Origin of the sequence: uncultured Aquimonas sp. (genome assembly GCF_937888285.1) — a bacterium.
GTDB lineage: Bacteria > Pseudomonadota > Gammaproteobacteria > Xanthomonadales > Xanthomonadaceae > Aquimonas.
Genome location: NZ_CALART010000011.1, coordinates 328,649 through 353,533 on the forward strand (window position 1 = coordinate 328,649; position 24,885 = coordinate 353,533).

Annotated in this window: 17 protein-coding genes, 1 tRNA gene and 1 pseudogene; 16 read left to right on the top strand and 3 right to left on the bottom strand. The window is 67.4% G+C overall.

Features of this window, described 5'->3' with window-relative positions; translation table 11 throughout:
* Positions 1-29 precede the first annotated feature (29 nt).
* Positions 30-1,427: a histidine--tRNA ligase gene (hisS, locus tag Q0654_RS03720; protein WP_298850585.1), complete on the bottom strand. Its 1,398-nt coding sequence runs from the start codon at positions 1,425-1,427 to the stop codon at positions 30-32.
* 147 nt (positions 1,428-1,574) lie between these two features.
* Here hisS and Q0654_RS03725 point away from each other — a divergent pair.
* Both Q0654_RS03725 and Q0654_RS03730 read left to right on the top strand, forming a co-directional pair.
* Positions 1,575-1,651: transfer RNA gene (locus Q0654_RS03725), tRNA-Pro, on the top strand.
* Between the two features lie 138 nt (positions 1,652-1,789).
* Positions 1,790-2,074 carry a zinc ribbon domain-containing protein gene (locus tag Q0654_RS03730; protein ID WP_298850586.1) on the top strand — a complete coding sequence of 95 codons (285 nt, stop codon included), beginning with the start codon at positions 1,790-1,792 and terminating at the stop codon, positions 2,072-2,074.
* Positions 2,075-2,308: 234 nt separating this feature from the next.
* Here the strand turns inward: Q0654_RS03730 and ppnN are convergent, their stop codons facing one another.
* A complete protein-coding gene (gene ppnN, locus Q0654_RS03735) occupies positions 2,309-3,673 on the bottom strand; it encodes a nucleotide 5'-monophosphate nucleosidase PpnN (RefSeq protein ID WP_298850587.1) in 1,365 nt (454 codons plus the stop codon).
* A gap of 299 nt (positions 3,674-3,972) precedes the next feature.
* On the opposite strand from ppnN, the gene rapA reads away from it, so the two are divergent.
* Positions 3,973-6,822, top strand: coding sequence for an RNA polymerase-associated protein RapA (gene rapA, locus Q0654_RS03740; protein WP_298850589.1), 2,850 nt, complete (start codon positions 3,973-3,975; stop codon positions 6,820-6,822).
* Between the two features lie 157 nt (positions 6,823-6,979).
* Positions 6,980-7,486, top strand: a complete 507-nt coding sequence (locus Q0654_RS03745) for a response regulator (protein WP_298850591.1) — start codon at positions 6,980-6,982, stop codon at positions 7,484-7,486.
* Positions 7,487-7,575: 89 nt separating this feature from the next.
* On the opposite strand, the gene Q0654_RS03750 is transcribed toward Q0654_RS03745, so the two are convergent.
* Complete coding sequence (locus Q0654_RS03750; RefSeq protein ID WP_298850593.1) at positions 7,576-11,643, bottom strand: polysaccharide lyase family 1 protein; 4,068 nt, start codon at positions 11,641-11,643, stop codon at positions 7,576-7,578.
* A 402-nt stretch (positions 11,644-12,045) separates the two neighbouring features.
* On the opposite strand from Q0654_RS03750, the gene Q0654_RS03755 reads away from it, so the two are divergent.
* The 12 genes and pseudogenes from Q0654_RS03755 (at position 12,046) to Q0654_RS03810 (ending at position 24,868) form a co-directional block, all read left to right on the top strand.
* Positions 12,046-13,575, top strand: coding sequence for a phospholipid carrier-dependent glycosyltransferase (locus Q0654_RS03755; RefSeq protein WP_298850595.1), 1,530 nt, complete (start codon positions 12,046-12,048; stop codon positions 13,573-13,575).
* Positions 13,572-14,144 (top strand): hypothetical protein, encoded by a 573-nt coding sequence (locus Q0654_RS03760; RefSeq protein ID WP_298850598.1) that lies wholly within the window; start codon positions 13,572-13,574, stop codon positions 14,142-14,144. Before Q0654_RS03755 ends, Q0654_RS03760 begins: the two co-directional genes overlap by 4 nt.
* Before the next feature lie 346 nt (positions 14,145-14,490).
* On the top strand, positions 14,491-15,246 hold the full coding sequence (gene kduD, locus Q0654_RS03765) for a 2-dehydro-3-deoxy-D-gluconate 5-dehydrogenase KduD (protein WP_298850600.1): 756 nt from the start codon (positions 14,491-14,493) through the stop codon (positions 15,244-15,246).
* A 162-nt stretch (positions 15,247-15,408) separates the two neighbouring features.
* A complete protein-coding gene (locus tag Q0654_RS03770; RefSeq protein ID WP_298850602.1) occupies positions 15,409-16,044 on the top strand; it encodes an RpiB/LacA/LacB family sugar-phosphate isomerase in 636 nt (211 codons plus the stop codon).
* A 30-nt stretch (positions 16,045-16,074) separates the two neighbouring features.
* Positions 16,075-16,572, top strand: coding sequence for a cupin domain-containing protein (locus Q0654_RS03775; RefSeq protein WP_298850604.1), 498 nt, complete (start codon positions 16,075-16,077; stop codon positions 16,570-16,572).
* A gap of 289 nt (positions 16,573-16,861) precedes the next feature.
* Positions 16,862-17,248 (top strand): BlaI/MecI/CopY family transcriptional regulator, encoded by a 387-nt coding sequence (locus tag Q0654_RS03780; RefSeq protein ID WP_298850730.1) that lies wholly within the window; start codon positions 16,862-16,864, stop codon positions 17,246-17,248.
* Positions 17,245-19,062: a TonB family protein gene (locus Q0654_RS03785; RefSeq protein WP_298850606.1), complete on the top strand. Its 1,818-nt coding sequence runs from the start codon at positions 17,245-17,247 to the stop codon at positions 19,060-19,062. The genes Q0654_RS03780 and Q0654_RS03785 overlap by 4 nt, the downstream gene beginning before the upstream one ends.
* Before the next feature lie 462 nt (positions 19,063-19,524).
* A pseudogene (locus Q0654_RS03790) lies at positions 19,525-20,601 on the top strand (pectate lyase); the annotation flags it as partial.
* 1,143 nt (positions 20,602-21,744) lie between these two features.
* On the top strand, positions 21,745-22,218 hold the full coding sequence (locus tag Q0654_RS03795; protein ID WP_298850608.1) for a hypothetical protein: 474 nt from the start codon (positions 21,745-21,747) through the stop codon (positions 22,216-22,218).
* 4 nt (positions 22,219-22,222) lie between these two features.
* On the top strand, positions 22,223-23,248 hold the full coding sequence (locus Q0654_RS03800) for a DUF2169 domain-containing protein (protein WP_298850609.1): 1,026 nt from the start codon (positions 22,223-22,225) through the stop codon (positions 23,246-23,248).
* Positions 23,235-24,359, top strand: coding sequence for a hypothetical protein (locus Q0654_RS03805; RefSeq protein ID WP_298850611.1), 1,125 nt, complete (start codon positions 23,235-23,237; stop codon positions 24,357-24,359). The genes Q0654_RS03800 and Q0654_RS03805 overlap by 14 nt, the downstream gene beginning before the upstream one ends.
* A complete protein-coding gene (locus tag Q0654_RS03810; protein WP_298850613.1) occupies positions 24,356-24,868 on the top strand; it encodes a DUF4150 domain-containing protein in 513 nt (170 codons plus the stop codon). The genes Q0654_RS03805 and Q0654_RS03810 overlap by 4 nt, the downstream gene beginning before the upstream one ends.
* Positions 24,869-24,885 lie beyond the last annotated feature (17 nt).

Here is a 24,885-nt window from a genome sequence, read left to right on the forward strand (position 1 = left end):
GCAGACGCGAGGCCCGGATCGGCAGCGCTTCAACCGCTGTGGTTGCCGCGACCGGCCATCGCCCTGGCCTGCTCCAGCTCGACGCGGAGCGCGCGCACCAGATCCTCGCGCGGCACCTCGAACTGCTCCTGCTTGCGCATGTCCTTGACCGCGACCACGCCGCGCGCGGCCTCGTCCTCGCCCAGCAGCAGCACGAAGCGGATGCCGGCGCGATCGGCGTACTGGAACTGCTTGGCGACCTTGCGCGGCTCCAGCTGCACCTCGGCATTGATGCCGGCCCGGCGCAGCTCCGAGGCGAGCTTCAGGTAGTCCGGCAGGCGGACTTCGTCCATCTGCGCGACCAGCACCTCGACGCTGCTCTCGGCCGATTCGATCAGCCCGGCCTCGCGCAGCTGCCAGAACAGCCGGGAGGCGCCGATCGAGATGCCAACGCCCGGCAGGTGCGACTTGGTGTACTGGCCGGCCAGGTTCTCGTAGCGGCCACCCGAGCAGATCGACCCGATCTGCGGGTAGTCGTTGAGCGTGGTCTCGTACACGGTGCCGGTGTAGTAGTCGAGGCCGCGGGCGATCGACAGGTTGATCGCGTAGTTGGCCTCGGGCACGCCGAAGGCACGCACCAGCTCCAGCACCTCGCGCAGTTCGGCGATGCCCTGGTTGAAGGTCTCGCTGCCCGGCCCGAGGCGGTCCAGCTGGGCCAGCGCATCGGCGTGGCCGGCCGAGCGGATGCCGACAAAGTCGAGGATCTTCTCGACCGAATCCGCAGAGAGCCCGAAGCCCTCGCCGGTCAGCGTCTCGCGCACGTAGTCCGGGCCGCGCTTGTCGAGCTTGTCGACCTCGCGCAGCACCGCGCCCTGCTGCTCGGGGTCGGCGACGCCCAGACCCTCGAAGAAGCCGCGCATCAGCTTGCGGTTGTTGATCTGGATGGTGAAAGCGCCGATCGCGAGATCGCTGAAGACGGAGTAGATCACTGCCGGCAGCTCGGCATCGAAGCGCACCGACAGCGCATCCTTGCCGATCACGTCGATGTCGCACTGGTAGAACTCGCGGAAGCGGCCGCGCTGGGCGCGCTCGCCGCGGTAGACGCGCTGGATCTGGTAGCGGCGGAAGGGGAAGTGCAGCTCGTGCTCGTGCTCGGCGACGTAGCGCGCCAGCGGCACGGTGAGGTCGAAGCGCAGCGCCTGCTCGGGCAGCTGGCCGGCCTCGGCCTTCTCCAGCGCGCCGGTGCTCTGCACGAAATAGACCTGCCGCTCGGTCTCGCCGCCGGACTTGGTCAGCAGCACCTCGGACAGCTCCATCACCGGCGTTTCCACCGGCAGGAAGCCGAAGCGTTCGTAGTTGCCGCGGATGATGTCCAGCATGCGCTGGAAGGCGATCTGGTCGCGCGGCAGCAGTTCCAGGACGCCGGGCACGGTGCGGGGCTTGATCAAGGCAGGCTCCATAGGGCGGTGCAGCGGGTCATCGATGGGCCCGCAGGAAGCGGCACAGGCTACCAGTTTGGTGCCCTCGCCTCACGACCATCTTGCGCAGGCCGCGTGAGGCCCGTATGATGCGCGGCTCTCACGCGGTGCCAAGATCGGGGTGTAGCTCAGCCTGGTAGAGCGCTACGTTCGGGACGTAGAAGTCGCAGGTTCAAATCCTGTCTCCCCGACCATCCGCGCCAGCGTGAAGCAATCAACCCCGCCACTGAGCGGGGTTTTTTGTGCCCGCAGCGCGACGGTGAGTCGGCCGCAGCTTGCCAGCCGCTGCCGCCGCCCCCACCCTTCGGGCCATCGAATCCGCGGAGCGTGCCATGCCCATCTTCGAATACCGCGCCTGCGGCGAGGCCGGCTGCGCGCACTGCCGCGAAGGCTTCGACCAGCTGCAGAAGCTGTCCGAGCCACCGCTGGCGCACTGCCCGAAGTGCGGCACACCCGTACAGCAGCAGATCGGCGCGCCCGCGCTGGCCATCGGCGGCGCCCACCTGCTGAAGGAGAAGAAGATCGGCGAGGCCGGCTTCACCCAGTACCGCAAGATCGGCAAGGGTGTGTACGAGAAGACCGCGGGCAAGGGGCCGGGGATCATCCGCGGCGACTGAGGCCGCTTTGCGGCGGGATTCGGGATTGGGGATTCGGGATTCGCAGGAGCCGCATCAGCTGCCGCGGCGAGGCCTTGGAGCCCCTCTCCGGCACACGTCGACCTGAGCATCCACGAGCCCGGCATTTTCAATGCGCTACGGGCGGTCTGGCGGAGCGTCACCTCAAGGCAGGACTCGACCGACATCCCGTCGGACGAATCCCGAATCCCGACTCCCCAATCCCGTCGCGTCGGCTCAGCCGACGCGATAACAGGGCTTGTAGTCCCCGCTCATCTTCATGCGCCGCTGCTCGACGAAGGCGCGCAGCAGGGCGTCCAGCGCGCGCATGATCTCGGGCTCGCCGTCGATCACATAGGGGCCGTGGGCTTCGATCGCGCGCATGCCCTCTTCCTTGACGTTGCCGGCGACGATGCCGGAGAACGCCCGACGCAGGTCGGCGGCCAGCGCGTGCACCGGCTGGTCGCGGTGCAGCTTCAGGCTGGCCATGTTCTCGTGGGTCGGCGCGAACGGGTGCTGGAACTCCGGCTGGATCTTCAGCGCCCAGTTGAAGAAAAACGCGTCCTTGGTGTCGAGGCGGTGTTCACGCACCTTCGCCAGGCCGCGCTCCATGTAGCGGGCGACCTCACGCGGGTCGTCGACGATGATCTTGTAGCGCTCGGCGGCGGCATCGCCCAGGGTCAGCCGCAGGAAGTGGTCGATCTGCTCGAAGTAGGCGGCCGATTCCTTGGGCCCGGTGAACACCAGCGGGAACGGCAGGTGGGCGTTGTCCGGATGCAGCAGGATGCCGAGCAGGTAGAGGATCTCCTCGGCGGTGCCGACGCCACCCGGGAACACGATGATGCCGTGGCCGACGCGGACGAAGGCCTCCAGGCGCTTCTCGATGTCCGGCATGATCACCAGGTGATTGACGATCGGGTTCGGCGACTCGGCGGCGATGATGCCGGGCTCGGTGATGCCGATATAGCGGTTCTGGTAGCGGCGCTGCTTGGCATGGCCCACCGCAGCACCCTTCATCGGACCCTTCATGGCACCGGGTCCACAGCCGGTGCAGATGTCGATGTCGCGCAGGCCGAGCTCATAGCCGACGTGCTTGGTGTACTCGTACTCGTGGCGGGCGATCGAGTGGCCGCCCCAGCACACGACGAGGTTGGGTTCGACGTTCGGCTTCAGCACGCGCGCATTGCGCAGGATCTCGAACACCGCATTGGTGATGTCCTGGCTGTCGTCGAGGTCGAACTGGCCGGACTCCTTGATCTCGGTGGAGACATAGGCGATGTCGCGGACCACCGCGAACAGCAGCTCGGCGACGCCGGCGATGATCTTGCCGTCGACGAAGGCCTGGGCCGGCGCATGGCGCAGCTCCAGGCGCACGCCGCGGTCCTGCTGCTGCACTTCGATCTCGAAATCGGGGTAGCGCTCGAGCGCGGCGCGCGGGTCGTCGCTGGTGCTGCCGGAGGTCAGCACGGCCAGCGCGCAGCGGCGCAACAGCTCATGCAGACCGCCCTTGGAGGCATCGCGCAGACGGCTGACCTCGCTGCGCGAGAGGACATCGAGGCCGCCGCGCGGCGAGATGCGGGCATTGACGGTGATCGGGGACATGCGGGGTTCCTTCAAAGGCCTTGTCGTTTGTTCTTGTGGGGGCCGTCGAGGGGCGCGGGCGCGGGCGAACCGTGCCGGAGGCGGAATCAGACGGCTGCGGCCCCTGCCATCGGGCGCCGCGCGTGTCGCGGGCCGGACGCGCACTGGATGGCGCAGCCTTCGGCCCCTCGCCTGGGACGACAGGTCCCATCGGGCGGCCGCGGAGCATCGCACAGCCCGGCCCGGCGGTGAAGCGCGGCACTGAACGCCGGGCCTGTCCCGACTGTGGCGGCCTTGGCTTGGCGCGTAGAATTGCGCGGATGAATCCTCCCTTCGTCCCCGGACAGCGCTGGCTGTCCACCGCCGAGCCCGAGCTCGGCCTGGGCACGGTGATGCGCCTCATCGGCCGCAGCGTGCAGATCGTCTTCACCGGCAGCGGCGTGGTCCGCCAATACGCGATGGACACCGCTCCGCTGTCGCGCGCCGACTTCCGCGTCGGCGACCGCCTGCGCGCCGAAGGGGTCGAGTACACCGTCGAGAGCGTCGACACGGTCGACGGCCTCTACCTCTACGGCGTCGGCGACACGCAGATCCACGAGGGCCTGCTCGACCCCGAACAGCCAGTCTCGCAGGCCGATGCGCGCCTGCTGTCCGGCCGCGTCGACCGCAGCCCGGCCTTCGAGCTGCGCCGTGAAGCCCTGCGTCGTCGCGCCGAGGCGCGTCGTCATCCCGGCTGGGGCGTGCTGGGCGCGCGCATCGACCTGATTCCGCATCAGCTGAAGGTGGCCGAACTGGCCTCCGAGCGGCGCACGCCGCGTTTGCTGCTGGCCGATGAGGTCGGCCTCGGCAAGACCATCGAGGCCGGCATGATCCTGGCCCAGCAGCTGGCCACCGGCCGCGCCCGTCGCGTGCTGGTGCTGACGCCCGAGAGCCTGGTGCACCAGTGGTTCGTCGAGCTGCTGCGCCGTTTCAACCTGCGCTTCGCCCTGTTCGACGAGGAGCGCTGCGAGGCGATCACCGAGGTCGACACCGCCTGCAACCCCTTCGAGGACGAGCAGTGCGTGATCGCCTCGGTCGGCTGGCTGGCGCACTCCAAGAAGCGCGCCCAGCAGCTGCTCGAAGCCGGCTGGGATCTGCTGGTGGTCGACGAGGCCCATCATCTTTCCTGGGCGCCGGATGCGCCCAGCCGCGAGTACAGCCTGGTCGAGAGCCTGGCCCAGGCCACGCCGGGCGTGATCCTGCTGACCGCCACGCCGGAGCAGCTCGGCCGCAGCGGCCACTTCGCCCGCCTGCGCCTGCTTGATCCGGCGCGCTATGCCGACCTCGATGCCTTCATCGCCGAGTCCGACCGGCATCTGGCGCTGTCGCAGGTCACCGAGGCCCTGTTGGAAGCGCGGGCACCGGATGCCGCCGGACTGAAGCTGCTGGAGGCTCTCTTCCACGACGAGCCGCAGACCCTGGCCACCGCCCTGCCGAAGATCGAGGCCGGCGACGAGGCCGCGGCCTGGAAGCTGGTCGAGGCCCTGATCGATCGCCACGGCACCGGTCGAGTGATGATCCGCAATCGCCGCGCCGCGGTCGGCGGCTTCCCCGAGCGCATCCCCCACATCGAGCGTCTCGCCGACAGTGGCGAAGACCCTGCCCTGCCCGGTCGACTCCGCGCCGAAGCCCTGGCCGATGTCGGCGCCCACGGCCACCATGAGCCCGAGCACGACTACACCCGCGACCCGCGCTTCGAGTGGCTGCTGCGGCGGCTGGAATCGCTGGCTCCGGCCAAGGTGCTGCTGCTGTGCCGCTCGCGCTCCAAGGTGCAGGCCCTCGACGAAGCCTTGCGCCTGCGCTCGGGTCTGCCGGTGGCGCGCTTCCATGAGGACATGAACCTGCTGCAGCGCGACCGCGCTGCCGCCTACTTCGCCGATCCCGAGGGCGCGCGCCTTCTCATTGCGTCCGAAGTCGGCGCCGAAGGCCGCAACTTCCAGTTCGCCCAGCACCTGATCCTGTGGGATCTGCCGCTGGATCCGGACATGCTGGAGCAGCGCATCGGCCGCCTCGACCGCATCGGCCAGAAGGGCGCGGTGCAGCTCCACGCCTGCGCCGTCGAGGGCAGCCCGCAGAACCTGCTGCTGCGCTGGTACGACGAAGGGCTCGACGCCTTCCGACAGGTCTGCGCCGATGGCCGCGAGCTGCTGCGCCGCTTCGGGCCGCCGCTGCTCAACCTGTTCGAGACGCCGAGCGACAACGGCGTGGAGGCCCTGATCGCGGAGACCCGCACGGTGCATGCGGAGCTGACCGACAAGGTGCACCGCGGCCGCGACCGCCTGCTGGAGCTGTCCAGCCAGCGCGCCGCCGGCGACGGCCGCCTGCTGCAGGCGCTGAAGCTCGACGACATCGCCGCCGCCATCGAGGACTACCCGCTGCGCCTGCTGGAGCAGTTCGGCATCCACAACGAACCGCAGGGCCACGAGATCGTCCTGCTCGACCCGGAGTACGTCACCCTCGATGCCTTCGAGGAACTGAAGGGCGGCGCCCGCCAGGCGACCTTCTCGCGCGCACGCGCCTTGGCCCGCGACGACCTGCTCTACCTGCGCGCTGACCATCCGATGCTGCTCAATGCCGAGGAGCTGCTGCTGTCGTCGGAAACCGGCAATGCCGCAGCACTGGTGGACGACAGCCTGCCGCCGCGCAGCCTGCTGCTGGAGGCCGTCTACGTGCTGGAGTGCGTGGCCGAGGCCGACCTGCACGTCGACCGCTTCCTGCCGCCGCTGCCGTTGACTGTGGTGGTCGACACCCGTCTGCAGCCGCGCATGGACTACATCCCCGGCGCGCGCGCGCAGCGCGGAGGCGGCGATCGCCCGGTCGACCTATCGCGCCAGCGCAAGCTGCTGACCACCCTGCTGCCGCCGATGCTGGGCGCGGCCGAGAAGCTGGCGAGGACGCAGGCCGAGCAGCGCATCGAGACGGCGCTCGGGCAAGCCGAAGAGCTGCTCGGCGCCGAACTCGCGCGCCTGAAGCGACTGGCGAGGATCAATCCGGCGGTGCGTCCGGAGGAGGTCGAAGCGCTGGAGCGCGAGCATGCAGAGCTGCTGACCGCCCTGCCCCAGGCGCGTCCGCGGCTTGATGCCCTGCGGCTGGTGCTCAGCCCCGACGTGGTCTCGCTGCGGCCGGGCTGAACGCGAACTGGTGCGCGTTTCGGCCCCGCGAGTTGCCAGACTTGCGGGGCTTTGTCACAAACTGTCTCGCACAGACCCCTTGCGTCACTGAATCACAAATTGTGACAATCCACGTCACAGTCGCGTTTCATGGGGTCGGGTCATGAGTGGAGTCGGATTGTTCAAGCGCCTCTTCGGCAACGAGGACAAGGTCGTCGAGCGCCGCGTCCGTCCGCGCCAGCAGGCCCGCCCGGACACGCGTTTCCTCATCATCGACGACAGCACCACGATCGTCACCGTGCTGCGGCGGATGCTGCAGCAGAACGGCTTCGCCACGCGCGAAGCCTATGACGCCGAACGCGGCATCGAGATCGCCGAGGCCGAGCGCCCTCATCTGATCTTCCTCGACATCGTGCTGCCCGGCATGAGCGGCTTCGAGGCGCTGCGCCATCTGCGCCGCTCCGAGGCCACGCGCGGCATCCCGATCATCATGATCAGCGGCAACGAGCAGGCCACCGAGCAGTTCTACCTGCAGCGCATCGGCGCCGACGACTTCATGAAGAAGCCCTTCTCGCGCGACGAGGTGTTCTCGCGCATCGGTCGCCTGCTGGGCCCTGACCTGCTGCCGCACCGCCCGCAGCCGCTGCGCGGCGATGCGGGTTTCGGCCTTCGCGCGGCGGTCTGAAGCGCGGCGTTTCGTCCAAGCGCGCACGGATGCATCACGAAAGGCGGGCCGCAGGGCCCGCCTTTCGTGTGTCCGGCTGACGCGAAGCGCTACTGCAGGCGACCCGCGCCCGCTGAGGCCGGAATGCGCGTGCCCAGACTCACCGGATCCGGCTCGACCTCGAAGGCATAGGGCGGCTGCCAGCTGCCCGCAGGCAGGCCGCTGCAGCCGGCGAGATAGGCGTCCACCGGCAGCGGCACCACGGCGCTGGCGTGATCGCTCTGGAACCACAGGTTCTCGCCGCGGAAGCCGGTGGCACTGCCGTGGTGGTGCACGAGCTTGCCGCAGATCTCGTTGCTGGCATTGATCTTCAGGCCCAGCACGAGGAAGAAGTTGCCCTGCGCCAGCACATCGCCTTCGTAGGCCACGGCGATGCCGCTGCCCCACTTGCGGTTGGGCACCGAAGCGATGCTGCCCGAGAAGAAGTTGTTGTAGACATGCACGCGGCCGTAGCGCACCCGCGGCATGCGGCCCTGGTTGTATTCCCAGTGGTTGCCGACAAAGCTGACTCTCAGTCGACCGGCATCGCTCCAACGCCGGCTGCTGTCGGCGTTGCCGATCAGATTGGTCTTGTCGCTCGAGTGGAAACGGCTGTTGCTGATGGTGACGTAGCTGGAACCGCGCACCACATCAAGCGCGCCGTCGCGACGGGTCGCGGTGTAGACGCCGTCGTACTGGCCCGGACCGATGGTGACGTGGTCGATCCAGACCTGCTGCGCCCAGGCCAGCACGATGCCGTCGTACTCGGCATCGGCCGAACCCGGATTCACGTCCCAGGGCGTTTCGATCTCAAGGTTGCGGAGGATCACGTTGCGGGTCCAGCCCGGATACTCCTCGGGATCGCGCCCCGCGTTGACCCAGGCCTGGTAGTTGGTCTGCGGGGTCGGATTCGCGGGCGAGAACGGATGCAGCGGCGAGAACTCGCGGCCCACCGAGATCTGCGTGCCGGCAAATCGCGCTGGGCGCCCCTGCGCGTCATTGATGCCCACGAGCGTGGTGTTGGAGGGAATCACCACGGTCCCGCCGGCAGCCTGGTCCGCCTGGCTGGTGTATTCCTCATACACCCCGTTGGTGAAGCGGAAGTCGATCACCCCCAGCACGCGGATGATCTTCGGACGGTTGCCCGACTGCTGCAGGGCCGCCAGCAGCTCTTCCTTGGTGCGCACGGTGTGGATGTCTTCCGCCGCGGCCGCCGAGCCGCCGCTCACGCGCACGGCGCCGTACTCGCTCCAGCCCATCCAGCCCAGCGCGGGTGCCGCCTGGCGCTCGAAGCTCAGCGCGCCACCGGTCGGATCCGCAGGCAGGTTCTGGTAGTGATCGACATGCACGGGCACCGGCGGCACGGCCACGTACTGCAGGTTGCCGACCGGGGCCGAGTAATTGCGCTGACCCATGTTCAGCGGCATCGGCTCGCCCACGGGCAGGAGGGCAGCATCGATGCGGCTGTCCTCATCCGCCTCGAAGCCGCTGGCGAACACCGCAACGGGCACGGGCGGTGGCTCGCTGGAGCTGGACGAGCTGGAGCTGCTGCTCGACGTCGAGCTGCTGCTGGAGCTGGAGGTGGAGCTGCTGCTGGAGCTGGAGGTGGAACTGCTGCTGGAGCTGGAGGTGGAACTGCTGCTGGAGCTTGAGGACGAGGAGCCCGGCAAGCCCAGGCAAGCGTCGATCCTGCCCACGCCGGTGTTGGCCAGCACATGCGGCTTGACCTCGGCCACCGGCAGCGCCGCATAGGCATACGGCGGCGTGTAGCTGACCGTCGAGGCGATCTGGCCGCCGTTCTGCACCGTGCCCGGCGTGTTGCCCCAGGCACAGGGATTGCTGTTGCAGTTGGTCGGCAGCGGCGTCCAGGTGATGTTCTCGAACAGGTTGTCGCCATTGGTGTCCCAGAAGCCGATCTGCTGGCTGTCCTGCGAGATCACCACGTTCTGGGAGTCCTCGAAGTGGTTGCCGTCAATGCGGATGCGCGCCCCCATGCGCGAGTTGATGCCCGAGGCGCGCACGTTCCGGTAGTAGTTGTTCAGCACATGGCCTTCGCCGAAGCGGAACAAGGGCAGACGCGAGTTGACGTTCTCCCAGCGGTTGGCGATGAAGCTGATCGTACGATTGAAGCCGTCGGTATCGCTGGAGCCCCAGAGCGAGGTCTTCCAGCTGTCGTGCAGGTAGTTGTAGCTCAGCGTCACGTTGGAGACGCTGCCCTTGCCGCTGACCAGTTCGTCGTAGAAGTCGATGTCGACGTCCAGCGAGTTGTAGAACTCGTTGTGGTCGATCCAGATGTTGCTGGCCGGGCCTTCCAGGCTGATCTGGTCCTTGTCGCCGATGTTGACGAAGCGCATGGTGATGTTGCGCACGATGATGTTGTTGGCGCGCCAGATCTTGATGCCGATGCCGTCGAACAGCGCGCCCGGCATGCCGATGATCGAAACATTGTTCATGTCCTTGACATCGAACTTGCTGACCCCGCCGCTGTTGGCCGGCGTGATCACGCCATTGACGAAGATCGTCAGCGGCTGCGGGTTGTTGACCTGCGCCGCCAGTGCGGCGACCAGCTCGGTGCCGCTGCTGACGATCACCTGGCGCCCGCCGGCACCGCCGGTGGTGCCATCGCCCAGCGAGGCGAAGCCCTGCACCGTGTTGGCCTGCGGGCAGGTGAGCGTGCCCGGCGTGGGCGGCGTCGACGAGGAGCTGCTCGAGCTCGAACTGCTGCTTGAGCTCGACGAGCTGCTGGAGGACGAGCTCGATGAAGAGCTCGATGAGCTCGACGGCGGCGGGCAGGTCGCCGAGCCGACGCTGCCGCGATCCAGCCGGACGTCGTCGACGATGGCCTCCTCGCCGCTCTCCACGCGCAGCACGAAGAAGGAGGTCGCGGTGCCGACCTGCGAGCTCACGCTGTAGACGGTGTTCGGGACCAGGTCGGCCAGCGCCTGGTTGAAGATGCGCGAGGCGGTGCCGTGGATCGAGTTCGCGGCACCGCTGGTGTTGTTGTCCACCTGCACCTGCAGGCGCTTCGTGCCATCGGAACCGCGACGGCCGACATAGCAGAACGAGACGGTGTAGGTCTGGCTCAGGTCGAAGATTCCAGTGGTGCTGGTATCGGTGCCGGTGGTGGCGGTGAACGGCTGGCGGTTGCCGATGCCGAACACCAGGCCCTCAATGCCGAGCGCGCCCTCCACCACGCGGGTGCGCGAGGTGGCGCTGCTGACGAACATCGGCGTGCCGGGCGTATCGGGCAGGCTACGGTAGGTGGCGGTCAGCAGGGTACTGGTGCTGGCGAGGTCGAAGTCCTCGGCGAACAGGCTCTCGCCCGGCGCGCTGGAGCTTGACGAGCTCGACGAACTCGATTCGCTGGAGCTGCTCGAACTGCTCGAACTGCTGGACTCGCTGGAGCTGGAAGAACTCGACTCGCTCGAACTGCTGGAGCTGCTGGACTCGCTGGAGCTGCTTGAGCTGCTCGACTCGCTGGAGCTGCTGGAACTGCTCGACGCGCCAGCGCAGCTGGCCAGCGTTGCCGACTGCGCATCACCGAGGCTGATCGTCAGGTTGTCGATGACCACGGTGGCGCCGCTCTCGGTGCGCAGGGCAACGAAGGAGTTGGCCGAGCCGAGTGACGTGGTCACGCTGACCACGCTGTTCGCCTGCAGCGTGGAGACGTCGAGGTTGAGTAGGCGCGAGGCGCCGCCGTGCGGCGAGTTGGCCTGGCCCGTGCTGTTGTTGTCGACGTAGACCTGGAACTTCTTGTCGACCAGCGGATCGGCCAGCACCGCCGAGCGCACGCACATCGAGACGGTCCAGGTCGCCCCCAGGCCGAAGATGCCGGTGAATCCGCTGCCGGCAGAGGTGGTGACCGTTGGCGTGGTGTTGCCGACGCTCAGGCGCGCGCCGGTCAATGCCACCGCGCCGTCCACCACCGCCGCGGTGCCGGCCAGTCGATGGAACATCTGCAGCGGTGGCTCGATGCCGGGCAGGGCGCGGTAATCCGGCGTGGTCAGCGAGGCCGTGGTGGCGGCGTCGAAGTCCTCGACGAAGGGAAGATTGGCCTGGGCGAAGGCCAACGCAGGCAGCAGGGTCGCAGTGGCGCACAGCGTCGCCAGCCGGGTCGGGTGAGTCCATCGAAACCGCATCGCACGCTCTCCGCATGGGGGCGAGCGCCGAACAGTTCCTGTTCCGTCGCCCCGGATGAGGGCAAGGCCACCGCGGCCTCGCCATGAGTCCGCCCCCACGGCGTCGCGTAATGGCGCACCCGGGGCCGGTCGGTGTCGCGGCGTGCGGGGTCGATGCAGCACCGACCCTGGGACGCAGCCGCCGAGCGATGGACGCGACCCGATCTGCGTGGATGGGGTCTCGGGGACGGCAGGCGTCAGGCCTGCCGAGCGCGCAGAAGCACGCGCGGTTCATCTGCATCGCCGGTGCGTGGCGCACCCTCCCGCGGCGATGTGGCGGCGATCCTCTGCACGGATGCCACCGGTGTCAACGTGCACTGCAACATGTGCGATTCTTATGGCATCGGGTTTGGAGGGACAGTCATGCGGAACTTGAACGGTGCCGGGCTGGCGCAATCGCTGCGCGCCGCGCTGACTCGCAACGCCCTGCACGCCGTCGCCCTGGTGCTGGTCTGCCTGACCGCCACACTGACCTTCGGCACCCGCTACTGGCAGCCGGAGTCACTGTTCTGGGATGAGAACTATCACGTCGCCTCGGCCCACAAGCAGCTGGCCGGGGTGATGTACATGGAGAACCACCCGCCGCTCGGCAAGATGCTGATCGCGCTGGGCGAATCCGCGACCGGCGCCAACGCCGGACGCGAGACCACGGCCCTGCTGCACACCGACCATGTCAGCCAGGCGCAGCTGCCGCCGGGCTACAGCTTCAAGGGGGTACGTCTGGCCTCGGTGCTGGGCCTGATCCTGTCCGCTCCCCTGCTCTATCTGCTGCTCTTCGAGGCGACCCGCAGCCGGGCCGTCGCCCTGTGCTTCGCCCTGCTGTTGCCGCTGGACAACGCCTGGGTCACTCACGGACGTGCGGCCATGCTTGAAGGCGTGCAGCTGCCCTTCGTGCTGCTCGCGCTATGGCTGTTCGCGCGCAGCGTTCGCAGCAGCACCGCGATCCGCCTGCATCACTACCTGCTGCTGGGCGCCAGCATCGGCCTGGCGCTGGCGGTCAAGCTCAACGCCGCGCCGCTGCTGCTGCTGCCGCCGGTGCTGCTGGGGCTGGAGCTGTGGCGCCAGCGCGGCAGCCTGAGCCTGCTGCATGCCGCGGGTCGCTCGGTGAGCACAGGCGCGACCACCATCGTCGGCGTTGCTGGAGTGTTCTTCGGCGTCTTCTGGCTGCAGATCGCGCTTTCACCGACGGTCATCGATGGCCGCACCTACAAGGCCTCGCCGGAGTACATCGCCGCGCTCCGGCAGGGCCGGTCCGCCGCACCTTCGACCTTCATGCTCGGCCTGCGCGACCACCTGCGCTACATCGCCGAGTACTCCGACGGTGTACCGCGCTTCGATGCCTGCAAGCCCGGCGAGAACGGCAGCCCAGCCCTGCACTGGCCGCTGGGCGGCAAGACCATCAACTACCGCTGGGCCAAGGTCGAGGTCGACGGCCAGACCAAGGTGGATTACACGTATCTGGTGACCAACCCGCTGGTCTGGCTGCCGGTGCTGGCGGGCATGCTGCTGTCCTTCGCGCTGCTGCTCGCCTGGGCCGTGTTCGGCCTGGTCCCGACTGACCGTCGCCTGCTGGGCTGGATCGCGCTGATGAGCGCGCTCTACCTCGGCTACATGGTGTCGATGCTGCAGGTCGAGCGGGTGATGTACCTCTACCACTACCTGCTGCCTCTGATCTTCGGGATCGTCAATCTCGCCCTGGTGTTCGCCTACGTGTTCCGCGAGTCCCTGGCGCGCGGCGACTGGCATCCGCGCCTCAACCTGGCTGCCTATGCCGGCCTCGTGCTTGCGGGCTTCCTCTACTTCGCACCGCTGGGCTACGGCTGGCCGCTGGACGAGAACGCGGTCGAGCGCCGCGCCTGGCTGCAGGTCTGGAAGCTGGAGCCGGTGCGATGAAGCGGCTCGATCCCGCCAACACAGCGCTGTCGGCCCTGCTGGCAGCGGCGGCCCTGATGATGGCCTGGCTGATGCGTGCGCCCGGCGTCGAGGCCCGCCTTCCGCTCACGATCGAGCGGAATTCCGTACCCATCGAGCAGTTGGATCAGGATCGCACGGTCTTCGAACGCCAGACCGTGTGGGTGGACCGCCTGGACCTCGCGCACGCCGGCCAGCTCCGTCATCCCGTGCTCGGCAGGATCGGGCCCGCCGAGCAGTTCTTCCTGGACCTGCGCGTGCGCGTGCAGGTGCCGGAGGCGCGCGTGCTGCATTTCGAGATCGAGAGCGACGACGGCTTCGCGCTGGAGCTCAACGAGCGCCGCGTGTGTGCCTACACCGGCCAGCGCGGCCTGTCAGCGCAACGCTGTCGTGCCCTGCTCGAAGCCGGCGAGCACGCCCTGCACCTCAGCTACTTCCAGGCCGGTGGACCCGCAGGCCTGCGCCTGCGCTACGGGCCCAGCGAGGACGGCCCCTGGGTCGTGCTGGGCGAACCGAGCCCCTGGCTGCAGGTGGTCGCCGAGCCCAGATAGCGGCGCGAGGCACTGCTGCGCCATGCGACAGCGCCCCAGCGCTGGCCGCCCATGCTCGCGGCAGCGCGGTCGGCCGCACCCACTTGCGAGCCTGCGACCGCGACTGCGCGGACCAGGGGCTGCAGCTATGGTCGCCGCGTGCAGGCCCACAGGCTTCGGCCTCGCAGCATTGCCGCGCAAAGCGCGACTCGGCAGCTCCCGCAGCCCATTGCTGCGCCACAGCTTGCCGCCTGCCCCGCGTCCGTCCAGAATGACACCGGTAGTCATTCAGGCGCATCGGCATCGGAGCCGCCATCACCCAGGCCGATCCGATCCGGGCCGCGCCGCCATTCCAGGAGCGTTGACGATGAGCAATCCCTTCAGCCTGCAGAGCCAGGTCGCCCTGGTCACCGGCGCGAACAAGGGCCTGGGTCAGGGCATTGCGCTGGCCTTGGCCGAAGCCGGCGCCGACATCGCCGCGGTCAGCAGCTCGAATGCCGACGACACCGCCGCCAAGGTGCAGGCGCTCGGCCGCCGCTTCGCCTTCGTGCAGGCGGATCTGACCTCGCTGGAACCGATCCCGCGCATCATCACCGAGACCCTGGAGAAGCTCGGCCGCCTCGATGTGCTGGTGAACAATGCCGGCATGATCCGCCGGGCCGATGCGATCGACTTCACCGAGGCCGACTGGGATGCGGTGATCGACCTCAATCTGAAGTCGGCTTTCTTCCTGTGCCAGGCGGCGGGCCGGCACTTCATCGCGCAAGGGCGCGGGAAGATCATCAACATCGCCTCGATGCTGAGCTTCCAGGGCGGCATCCGCGTGCCCTCCTACACCGCCAGCAAGTCCGGCCTGGCGGGCATCACCAAGCTGCTCGCCAACGAGTGGGCGGCCAAGGGCGTCAACGTCAACGCCATCGCGCCCGGCTACATGGCCACCGACAACACCGCGCAGCTGCGCGCCGACGAACAGCGCAACCGCGACATCCTGGCGCGCATTCCGGCCGCGCGCTGGGGCACGCCGGAGGATCTGGCGGGCGCTGCCGTATTCCTGGCCTCGCGCGCGTCCGACTACGTGCACGGCACCGTGCTGCCGGTGGACGGCGGCTGGCTGGCCCGCTGAAGCCGCGCCTCGACAACGATCACCCCTGTCCGTGCGCCTGTCGAACACTCCACCGCCGCAAGCCTTGCACTGGGCGCAGGCCTGCGTCGGGCGTGCCGACAGGCGCACCGACTTCCGTCACACCCGCGCCTTCGCGGGCAGCCTCACCTACAGGACATCGCCATGAAGATCGCGCTGATCACCGAGAACAGCCAGGCCGCCAAGAACGAGATCATCCACACCGCACTGAAGACCGTGGCCGAGCCGCTGGGCCATTCCGTGTTCAACTACGGCATGTATTCGGCCGAGGACAAGGCCTCGCTGACTTACGTGATGAATGGCCTGCTGGCGGGCATCCTGCTGAACTCGAAGGCCGCCGACTTCGTGGTCACCGGCTGCGGCACCGGCATGGGCTCGATGCTGGCCTGCAACGCCATGCCCGGCGTGTTCTGCGGGCTGGTGATCGACCCGACCGATGCCTTCCTGTTCGGCCAGATTAACGACGGCAACGCGATCTCGATGCCCTACGCGAAGGGCTTCGGCTGGGCCGCCGAGCTCAACCTGCAGGACTGCTATCGCAAGCTGTTCGACGGCGAGCGCGGCTTGGGCTACCCGAAGGAGCGCGCGGCGATCATGGCCAGGAACCGCGGCATCCTCGCCCAGGTCAAGGCGACGAGCTGCAAGGACATGCTGACCGTGCTGAAAGAGGTCGATCAGGACCTGCTGAAGTCGGCGATTGCCGGCGAGAAGTTCGCCGAGCTGTTCTTCCCGAACTGCCAGGACGAGGCCATCGCGTCCTACCTGCGCGGCCTGAAGTAAGCCGCATACCGCAACGACGAGGACGTCCGCATGCTTGGTCGCGCCGGTCAGCTTCGACACCAGAGCGTGCCCGCCGCCTGCGCGCGCAACGCACGCGCGACAGCCCTCATCACAGCGCTCTGTCTGGCGCCGACCTGTGCAATGGCCGCGGCGGGGCAGCATGCCGCACCCCGCAGCGACTCCTACGTCGAACGCGAAGCAGATCTCGCGGTTGAGCAAGCCGGGCCGCATGAAGGGGAAGGCTTGACCACGGCCTTCCCCTTCTTCGAACAGGCCGAAGGCTTGGATCTCGTGTTCCGCAAGCGCGCCCTGCACCCCGGCGCCAGCATTGGTGAGCATCTGAACGACAAGGACGAGATCTACTACGTCCTGTCCGGCCGCGGCGAACTGATGCTCGACGGCGATTACCGTGAGGTCGGCGCCGGCGACGCCATCCTCACCCGGAGCGGCAGCCGACACGGGCTGCGCCAGTCGGGCAACGAGGACCTCGTGATCTTCGTCGTCTTCCGCCGGCCTGCCGAGCCTTGAGGCAGCACGGATCAAGGCCCTCCTGGCCTTGATCCGTGCTTGCGAGTCCGGCACAGGTCCGGACCCGTTCGGCCGTAACGCGGCGCCCCCTTCGCTTCGCTCCCTCACGCTGGATCAGGCACGGCGTGCTCGATCCGGGCGTGTGCACTCCATGGCGCGCGGCAACGCTGCATGCTTCGGTGTTGCCTCAGGCGGGCTGCCAAGTACCACAGTTCGTCTCGATGCCGGGACCCTTGACTTGCTCGTTTACAAGCGTAATCTGAAGCTGTCGATTACAGAGGTAAACGCCATGCAGATCAGTGAGGCGGAATCGGTGGTGATGGAGGTGCTGTGGGCGAGCAGCCCGCGCAGCGCCGAAGAGGTGGTCGCGGCCCTGGCCGGAGAGCAGGACTGGCAGGAACCCACCATCAAGACCCTGCTGAATCGCTTGCTCAAGAAAAGGGCGATCAGCGCGGAACGCGACGGCCGGCGCTATCTCTACGCGCCGGTGCTGAAGCGCGAGGACTGGGTGCGCCAGCAGAGCAGCAGCCTGCTCGATCGCCTGTTCGGAGGTCGGCTCGCGCCGCTGGTCGCCCACTTCCAGGCCGAACAGGGCTTGAGCGAAGAGGACCGTGCCGCGCTGCGCGCGCTGCTCGAGCGCAGCGAGCAGGGTTCGAGCAAGGGAACACGGAAATGAGCGCCAGCGCAGCAGTGCTCACCTCAGTCGCGCACGAGGCACTGGAGCTGAGCCTCGCCACCAGCGCCGCCTGCCTGGTCGTGCTGCTTGTCCGGCAGCCGGTGCGCACTGTGTTCGGCGCCCGCGTCGCCTACGCGCTGTGGTGGTTGCTGCCTGCAGCAATCGTGGCGGTGCTGCTGCCAGCGCCCTCGATCGCTCCGGCGGCGATCGAACTTGGCCGCGCGAGCGCTGGCGCGGGTTCGCCGATGGCCCTCTCCGCCGAGACGACGGCGACTACCTTCGACCTGGCCCGGCTATGGCCTGTTCTGGCCACGCTTTGGCTGGCGGGCTGCGGCATCGCGCTCCTCCGCATGGTCGAGCAGCAGCGCCGCTTCCGCCGCGCGCTGGGCAAGCTCGAACCGCTACAGGACGCGCTGTGGAGAGCTTCGGCCAAGGACGGCCTGCCGGCGGTGGTCGGTCTGCGCGCGCGGATCGTGCTGCCCGCCGACTTCGAGTACCGCTATGCGCCGCAACAGCAGGCCCTGGTGCTGGCCCACGAGCGCGTGCATGTCCGTCGCGGCGACGTGTACTGCAACTTCGGCTTCGCCCTGCTTTGTGCCCTGCAGTGGTTCAACCCGCTGCTGCGACTCGCCCAGCGCGCCTACCGCCTCGATCAGGAGCTGGCCTGCGACGCCTGCGTGCTCGCCATGCATCCGCAGAGCCGGCGCAGCTACGGCGAAGCGCTGCTGGGCAGTTCCTCCGCCTTTCCCGCGGCGCCATTGGGCTGTCCGGCCTTCGGCACGCATCCTCTGAAGGAGCGCATCACCATGTTGACTCGACCCTTGCCCTCATTGAACAGACGCCTGAGCGGCCTTGCCCTGAGTATCGCCCTGGGTCTCGGCTTCGCTGGCATCGCCTGGTCGCAGCAGGCACCTCGGCCCGCCGACGCCGAACTCCTCGACATCCAGTTGGAACTCTCCATCGAAGGAGGCCCCGTCCAGACCCCACGAGTCATCACGCCGACAGGACAGGATTTCGGCGTTCGTCTCCAAGCACCGGACGGCCAATCGTGGTCCTTCGACCTGGTCGCCGAACGCGTGCAGCAGGATCAGTTCGAGGTTTCGGGCCAGATCCGCCGCGACGGTGAACTGACGGACCAGCCCAGCCTGCGGCTGCGCGACGGTGTGCCCGGTCGCATGACGCTCGACAAGCCCGACGGCAGCAGCGTCTATGCGCTGGGCCTCACCGTCCAATCCGGCGCGGAGATCGCGCCGCCACCGCCACCTCCCGCACCAGCTGCACCACCTGCACCACCTGCACCACCTGCTGCCCCTGCCCTGGGAGCGCCCCCACCGCCCCCGAACGTCGCGCAACTGCCAGATCCGCCGGCGCCACCCGCGCCACCGAAAGCTCCCACCACAAGACCTTCAACCGCAACGCCCACGAGGGCGGTTCCAGCGGTAGCGCCCGCGGCCCCATCAGCGCCTGCTGCAGCGCCAGCCGCTTCACCCAGCTACCGCAGTCTGAGCGCACCTGAGTATCCCGCCGAAGCCAAGGCCGCCGGCATCGAAGGAACGACACTGCTGAGGCTTGGCATCGATGCCAGCGGCAGGGTGCGGACGATCGACATCGACGTCAGTTCCGGTCATAACGTTCTGGACGGCGCAGCGTCGGATGCGGTGGAGCGTTGGACCTTCAATCCGGCGACGTCCGACGGACGCGCCATCGACAGCCAGATCCGGGTGCCGGTGCAGTTCATCGCCGCCAACAGCGACGCCGCCCCCTTCGTGGCGCCACCAGGCGCTCTGGACACCATCGTCCTGCGCGCTGATTAGCCACGGGCCCAACGCCCCCGTTTTCCGACGCACTTCTACCGAAGCGTTGGCTAGCCTGCGTGGAATCCCCGGGGCGCGCGCGCAGCCCCCCTCCCTGCCTGCCTCAGAGAATCCACCCGTACGGGTGGCTTCTCTGCGACCGGAGTCCGGGTTTCACGCAGCCCCCCGAACAGCCTGTTCGGAAGAGGCTTCAACTTGTCCTGCGACAGGACGAAGCGCCCAAAAGGACAGCCTGAGACATTCACAACAGTGTTTTCTGCAGCGCCGCACAGAGGACACGCAGCTCAGTGCAACCCACTAATTTGACGGCGTTTGCAATTTGTTGCATTGCCGTTTGACACCGGTAGTCACGACGCGTCAACTGTGCGCCGCCAAGGCCGAACTGTTCGCAGGGATGGCAATCAGTCACGAGCACGGCGCCTTCGCCCGGCTGCGGGCATCACATTCGCGGGGATCCATACCATGTCAACCGGCAATCACTTGCTGGCACGGGCGCTTGCGCTCGCCGTCAGCCCTCTCGCCCTGAGCGTCGCGCTCAGCCACACCGCCAACGCCCAGGCCATGGGCTATGCCGCCGGCACTACCGGCGGCGGCAGTCGCACGCCCGTCAACGTCAGCACGCCGGAACAGATGCGCGCTGCCATCGACGCCTACAGCGGCAGCGGTGGCCTGGTGCTCAACTACACGGGCCGCTTCAACTTCGCCAGCATCACCGACCCCTGCGCACAGTGGCGCAAGGATCCGGTGGTCGTCGAGATCAAGGACAAGAGCGACATCACCATCCAGGGCGCCAACGGTTCGAGTGCGAACTTCGGCATCTTCATCGTCGGCAACTCGCAGAACATCATCGTCCGCAACATGACCATCGGTCTGCTGCCGGGCGGTGAGGGCGCCGACTCGATCACGGTGGAAGGTCGCGGAACCGGGCGCATTCCCGAGCGCATCTGGATCGACCACAACACCATCTTCGCCTCGCTCACCAGCTGTCCGGGCGCGGGGGATGCCAGCTTTGACGGCGGCATCGACATCAAGCGCGGCGCGCGGCGCATCACCGTCTCGTACAACCACGTCTACAACTACCAGAAGGTCGCGCTGAACGGTCACACCGACAGCTTCACCGACCACAACAGCGCGCGCACCACCTACTACCGCAACCGCTTCGAAAATGTGCAGGCGCGCGTGCCGCTGCAGCGCTTCGGCCTGAGCCACATCGTCAACAACTACTTCGGCAGCATCACCACCTCGGGCATCAACGTGCGCATGGGCGGGGTGTCGCTGATCGAAGCCAACTATTTCGAGAACGTGGCCAACCCGGTCACCTCGCGCGACAGCTCGCAGATCGGCTTCTGGGACCTGCGAAACAACTTCGTGGGTTCGGGCATCACCTGGTCCTCGCCGGGCGGCAACACCGTCAACGCGACCAACTGGCAGACCACGCGCGCCTTCCCGGAGGCTCTTGGCTATAGCCTTGCGGTGGCGCCCGCCGCACAGGTGAAGTGCCTGGTGTTCGCGACCGCGGGCGCCGGCACCAACCTCGCCACCACGGCCCCTCAGTGCGGCACCGGCGGCTCGTCGAGCAGTTCGTCGAGCAGCTCCTCCAGCAGCTCGTCGAGCAGCAGCGGAACCGCGGCCATCAACCTCACGGCAAGCGGCACCTCCAGCGCGGTCAACCTGAGCTGGACCCCGGTCAACCTGACCCTGGCATCGCAGGAGGTGTATCGCGACACGGACTCCAATCCCTCGGGCCGCACCCGCATCGGCATCGTCGGTTCCACCATCCGCAGCTACAGCGACACCACCGCGGTACCTGGAACGCAGTACTGGTACTGGATCAAGAACACCACCAATGGCGTGGTGACGGACTCGCCGGCGGTGCCCGGGCTTCGCCCGTCGACAAGTTCCTCAAGCAGCTCGTCGAGCAGCTCCAGCGGTGGCACGCCACCTCCCCTGTCCGGCACCGGCGACTACCCGAGCGGCTTCAGCAAGTGCGCGGACCTGGGCAGCACCTGCCAAGTCAATTCCGGCACCGGCTGGGTCGCCTTCGGCCGCAAGGGCAGCTGGGTGCTGCGCTTCGTCGGTCGCGGCAACAGCATCGCCTGCACGGTAGCGGCTTTCGGCAGCGACCCGAACGGCAATCCGAACAAGTGTTCGACGCAGAACTGAGCCGGACTCATCAACAGCACGAGGCGAGCGGCGGGACGGCACGCCAAGTCAAGTGTCTGGCTGACTGAGAAGGAAGCCCCGCCAAGGATGGCCGGGGCGACCAAGCGGACGCATGGGCGTCCGACTCCCCATGCGGTGATCCGGTCACGCGCGAGACGGTCGCCCGCAAGTCCAGGCATCGGGTCAACAGGCACCTGATGGAACACTGCTCGCTCGAACTGTCCGCCAAGACGATTCGAGGCAGGAGCCAGAGCGATGCAAAGGGTGGCAGACACATCCTTGACTTTGCGCGACAGCCGAAGGACCGACGCCACGCTACCCATCCCCGAGCACCGCATGCGACGTCGGGAGCGTCAACCATTCTGGCTCGCCGCCAAAAAGCGGACGTAGCCCGGCTGGACCCGTCTACCCTGCTCTCCTCCCGTGATGTATCGTTCCGCTGCATCAATGCTTTCAGTGTCTGTTTCATGCTTCGCGCAGACTTCAACCGCAAGGCACACGACGAGCGAGGGGCAATCCATGCTGCTTGACGATTTCGACAAGACCGCCACGGAGGCGGCTGGTTCAACCGCGATGCCGATGGCGCAAGGCGCAGCCCCCGTGATTGCCCTGGTGCGCATTGTCTCAGTCCACGGGGAACGGGCATGGGTTCACCCTATCCTCGACGAGGAACGGGGTGATGAGCTTGCCCTGGCAGGTTTCACCCTCGCCTCCCACCATGTAGGACAGGCGGCGGCCGCGATGCGGCTGGCGAATCAATTGGTGCTGCTGGGGCTCGTCCCTGGCTTCGACCGCACGCCATCCGAGCTCGCGCCAACGCCGATGGTGGGCACGCATCAAGTGATCGAAGCGCAAGGGTCTCTTACGCTGCGCTGCGGGGAGGCCAGCATCACTCTGAACAGTGATGGGAGCCTTGTCCTGCGCGGCAGAACGGTCGCCTCCTATGCTCGCGGTACGCAACGCATTCGCGGCACTGTGGTCGAAATCAACTAGCCCCATGCTGCAGGTCACCAACGCCTCACCCTTTGCAGTGGAGCGCGGCGTGCTCTACCAGCGCGACGGGGGTCATGCCTGGGTAGTCGCCATCAAAGGTAGCTATGCGTTCGACCGCGCAGGTCGTCTGCAGCTCGCTGAGCAGGAACCCGTCGTCCGGCACCCTCGATTCACCGGTGAGGCAGGGGCATCAACGCTGCTGCGCGACAGCGAAATCGTGCTCGAGCACCCCGGGGTCGCGGTGACTCTCTACGGGGAGGCGCGGCCACTCGGTTCGCGACCCTGTGAACGGATGCAGGTGGGCTTTGAGCTGGAGGGCCTACGCAAGACGTTGGAGGTCTGGGGCGATCGTCATTGGCGCAGCAGCCTTTTGGGACTGCAGCCCAGTGCGCCTGCACCCATCACCGCGATTCCTCTGACCTGGGAACACGCTTTCGGAGGATGCTGCCCCGCCACCCGGAGGGTGTTCGGTGCAAATCCCGTCGGAAAAGGCTTCGCCAGCAGCGCGGAGGCTGCGCACGGTCTGCCACTGCCGAACCTGGAGGATCCAGGACAGCTGATTCGACATTGGAACGATCGACCAGAGCCGGCGTGCATGGCGGCAGTGCCAGCGCATTGGGCGCCCCGCTGCACCCTCGGAGGCACGGCAGACGAGCGTTGGCAGCGGGAACGCGCGCCGCTGCTGCCCGAAGACACCTCGCCCCGCTTCTTCGTTGCCGCTCCCGTTTCGCAGCAGTTGGACGGCCCTCTGCAGGGTGGCGAGCGCCTGCGTCTATTCAATCTCGCCGGCTCTGCAGAACTCGATCTGCGGTTGCCTCGCGTCTTCTTCGACATCCGCGTGCGATGGCGGTCAAGCCAACTCGGACTCCCGGTCCGTCTGGAACGTGTCATCGTCGACACCCGCGCGATGCGGCTTCATCTTGCCTGGCGGGGCGCTCTCGACTGCGGTCTCGACGCCCGTTGTGTGCAGGACACGCTCGTCGACACCAAGCTCGACCTGCGTACGGGACGGCGCGATGGACTCGTCTGACGCGCTGGTTGTGGTCGATAGCGGGGCGGTCTGCTCCTTAGGCAATGACCCTGTCCAGATTCACGTTGCCTGGAAGGCAGGATGCAGGCGGTTTTTCCAGGATTCGCGCCTGCCGCTTCCACGGGACGGTCGCTTGCCGCCCGTTGCTCGCTACCCCGTCCTGGAGGAGGGCCTGGACCCTTGGCAGCGCATGGCTGAAATGGGGCGACTGGCAGCCCTCCAGGCCATCGGCCAGATGCAGTCACGGGCCTCAGCTTCGCTGTGGGAACAGGTGCGCGTTGCGGTTCTGCTGTCACTACCTCCCACGCGGCCGGGCCTTGCCGCCTGGATGATCGAGCGCGCAGCCGAACAGATTGCGGGCAGCGTCCACAATGCACAGGCTCCGCTATGCGCGTCGGTCCAACTCGGGCATGACGGCTTCATCGCGCTGCTCCCCACCGCGCAGCGGATCCTGGAGTCCGGAGACGCAGATCTCTGCCTCGTGGGCGGCGTGGACTCGGCAGTCGACCTTGAGTATCTCGCCTGGCTCGACGGCTGTGATCGACTGAAGTCGCGCCAGCAACCCTTCGGCCTCATGCCTGGCGAAGGTGCCGCCTTCTGCGTGTTGGCGCTGCGGTCCCGCATGGCATCGGCTCGACTCTTGCCTGAACTTCAGGCCTTCGCCACCGAAAACGAACCCGCCCCGTGGTTCCTTGGGCGACCTACTCAAGGAAAGGGACTCACCTGCGCCATCCAGAAGTGCCTGAAACGGGAGAACGTGATCGACGCTTGCTTTGCCGACCTCAATGGCGAGGTGTGGCGCAGCAGCGAGTGGGAGTTCGCCTACCTGCGCAATGGCAGGCAGTTCCGCGACCCCTTGGATCTGCATCACCCGAGCGACAACTGGGGTGATCTGGGGGCGGCAACGGCTTCGATGCTCACCGTTCTGGTCTGCACCGAGTTCAAGGAGTCGCTGCGTGGGTATCGCAGCGCACTTGTCTGCGCCTCCGCGGACACCCGCCCCACCCGAAGTGCCCTGTTGCTCACCTTGCCGGAACCATCCGCCATGGGACTGCCCTCCCAGGATTCAGGCTCCTCGCAGCCGTCATCAGGAAACGGAGTCGCCTCGTGATCCCGAACATCATCGTCAATGGCCTGACCATCGTGCACAAGGACAGCGATGGCAGCATCACGAGCGGGGCCCCGGACTTCTGCAAGACGCCTGGCGCCGGCGTGGTGCCTTACGTGAATGTGGCTTTCTCCCGCGATCTGGTCAAGGGCAGCAGGACGGTACGCACGAACGGTGTTCCAGCCGCCCTGAAGAACTCCGAGTTCAAGCCGAGCTTTGGTGACGAGCCCGGCATCGGTGGCGGCGTCATCTCGGGCGTCAATCGCGGGTGGGCGAAGTTCACCAACTACAGCCGCGACGTCTTCATTGAGGGCCGCAATGCGGCTCGCCTGTCGGATCCGATGATGATGAACGGCAACAATCCAAACACCCAGGGCCCGGCCGAGATTCAGGGAAATCTGAACGGACCGGGCGGCATCCTCTGCCGAATCTTCTGCTGGTGCGACAGCGGCGGAAAGAGCGGGGACGACTTCATCGAGCTCCGCGAGTACGACTCGTCCACGATCGCCTGAGCGACTGACAGACACCC

Excerpts from the sequence above, each read along its gene's own strand:
- Q0654_RS03730 (WP_298850586.1), top strand. The coding sequence starts at position 1,790 with ATGCCCATCTTCGAATACCGCGCCTGCGGCGAGGCCGGCTGCGCGCAC.
- ppnN (WP_298850587.1), bottom strand. The coding sequence starts at position 3,673 with ATGTCCCCGATCACCGTCAATGCCCGCATCTCGCCGCGCGGCGGCCTC.
- rapA (WP_298850589.1), top strand. The coding sequence starts at position 3,973 with ATGAATCCTCCCTTCGTCCCCGGACAGCGCTGGCTGTCCACCGCCGAG.
- Q0654_RS03750 (WP_298850593.1), bottom strand. The coding sequence starts at position 11,643 with ATGCGGTTTCGATGGACTCACCCGACCCGGCTGGCGACGCTGTGCGCC.
- Q0654_RS03755 (WP_298850595.1), top strand. The coding sequence starts at position 12,046 with ATGCGGAACTTGAACGGTGCCGGGCTGGCGCAATCGCTGCGCGCCGCG.
- Q0654_RS03760 (WP_298850598.1), top strand. The coding sequence starts at position 13,572 with ATGAAGCGGCTCGATCCCGCCAACACAGCGCTGTCGGCCCTGCTGGCA.
- kduD (WP_298850600.1), top strand. The coding sequence starts at position 14,491 with ATGAGCAATCCCTTCAGCCTGCAGAGCCAGGTCGCCCTGGTCACCGGC.
- Q0654_RS03770 (WP_298850602.1), top strand. The coding sequence starts at position 15,409 with ATGAAGATCGCGCTGATCACCGAGAACAGCCAGGCCGCCAAGAACGAG.
- Q0654_RS03775 (WP_298850604.1), top strand. The coding sequence starts at position 16,075 with ATGCTTGGTCGCGCCGGTCAGCTTCGACACCAGAGCGTGCCCGCCGCC.
- Q0654_RS03780 (WP_298850730.1), top strand. The coding sequence starts at position 16,862 with ATGCAGATCAGTGAGGCGGAATCGGTGGTGATGGAGGTGCTGTGGGCG.
- Q0654_RS03785 (WP_298850606.1), top strand. The coding sequence starts at position 17,245 with ATGAGCGCCAGCGCAGCAGTGCTCACCTCAGTCGCGCACGAGGCACTG.
- Q0654_RS03795 (WP_298850608.1), top strand. The coding sequence starts at position 21,745 with ATGCTGCTTGACGATTTCGACAAGACCGCCACGGAGGCGGCTGGTTCA.
- Q0654_RS03800 (WP_298850609.1), top strand. The coding sequence starts at position 22,223 with ATGCTGCAGGTCACCAACGCCTCACCCTTTGCAGTGGAGCGCGGCGTG.
- Q0654_RS03805 (WP_298850611.1), top strand. The coding sequence starts at position 23,235 with ATGGACTCGTCTGACGCGCTGGTTGTGGTCGATAGCGGGGCGGTCTGC.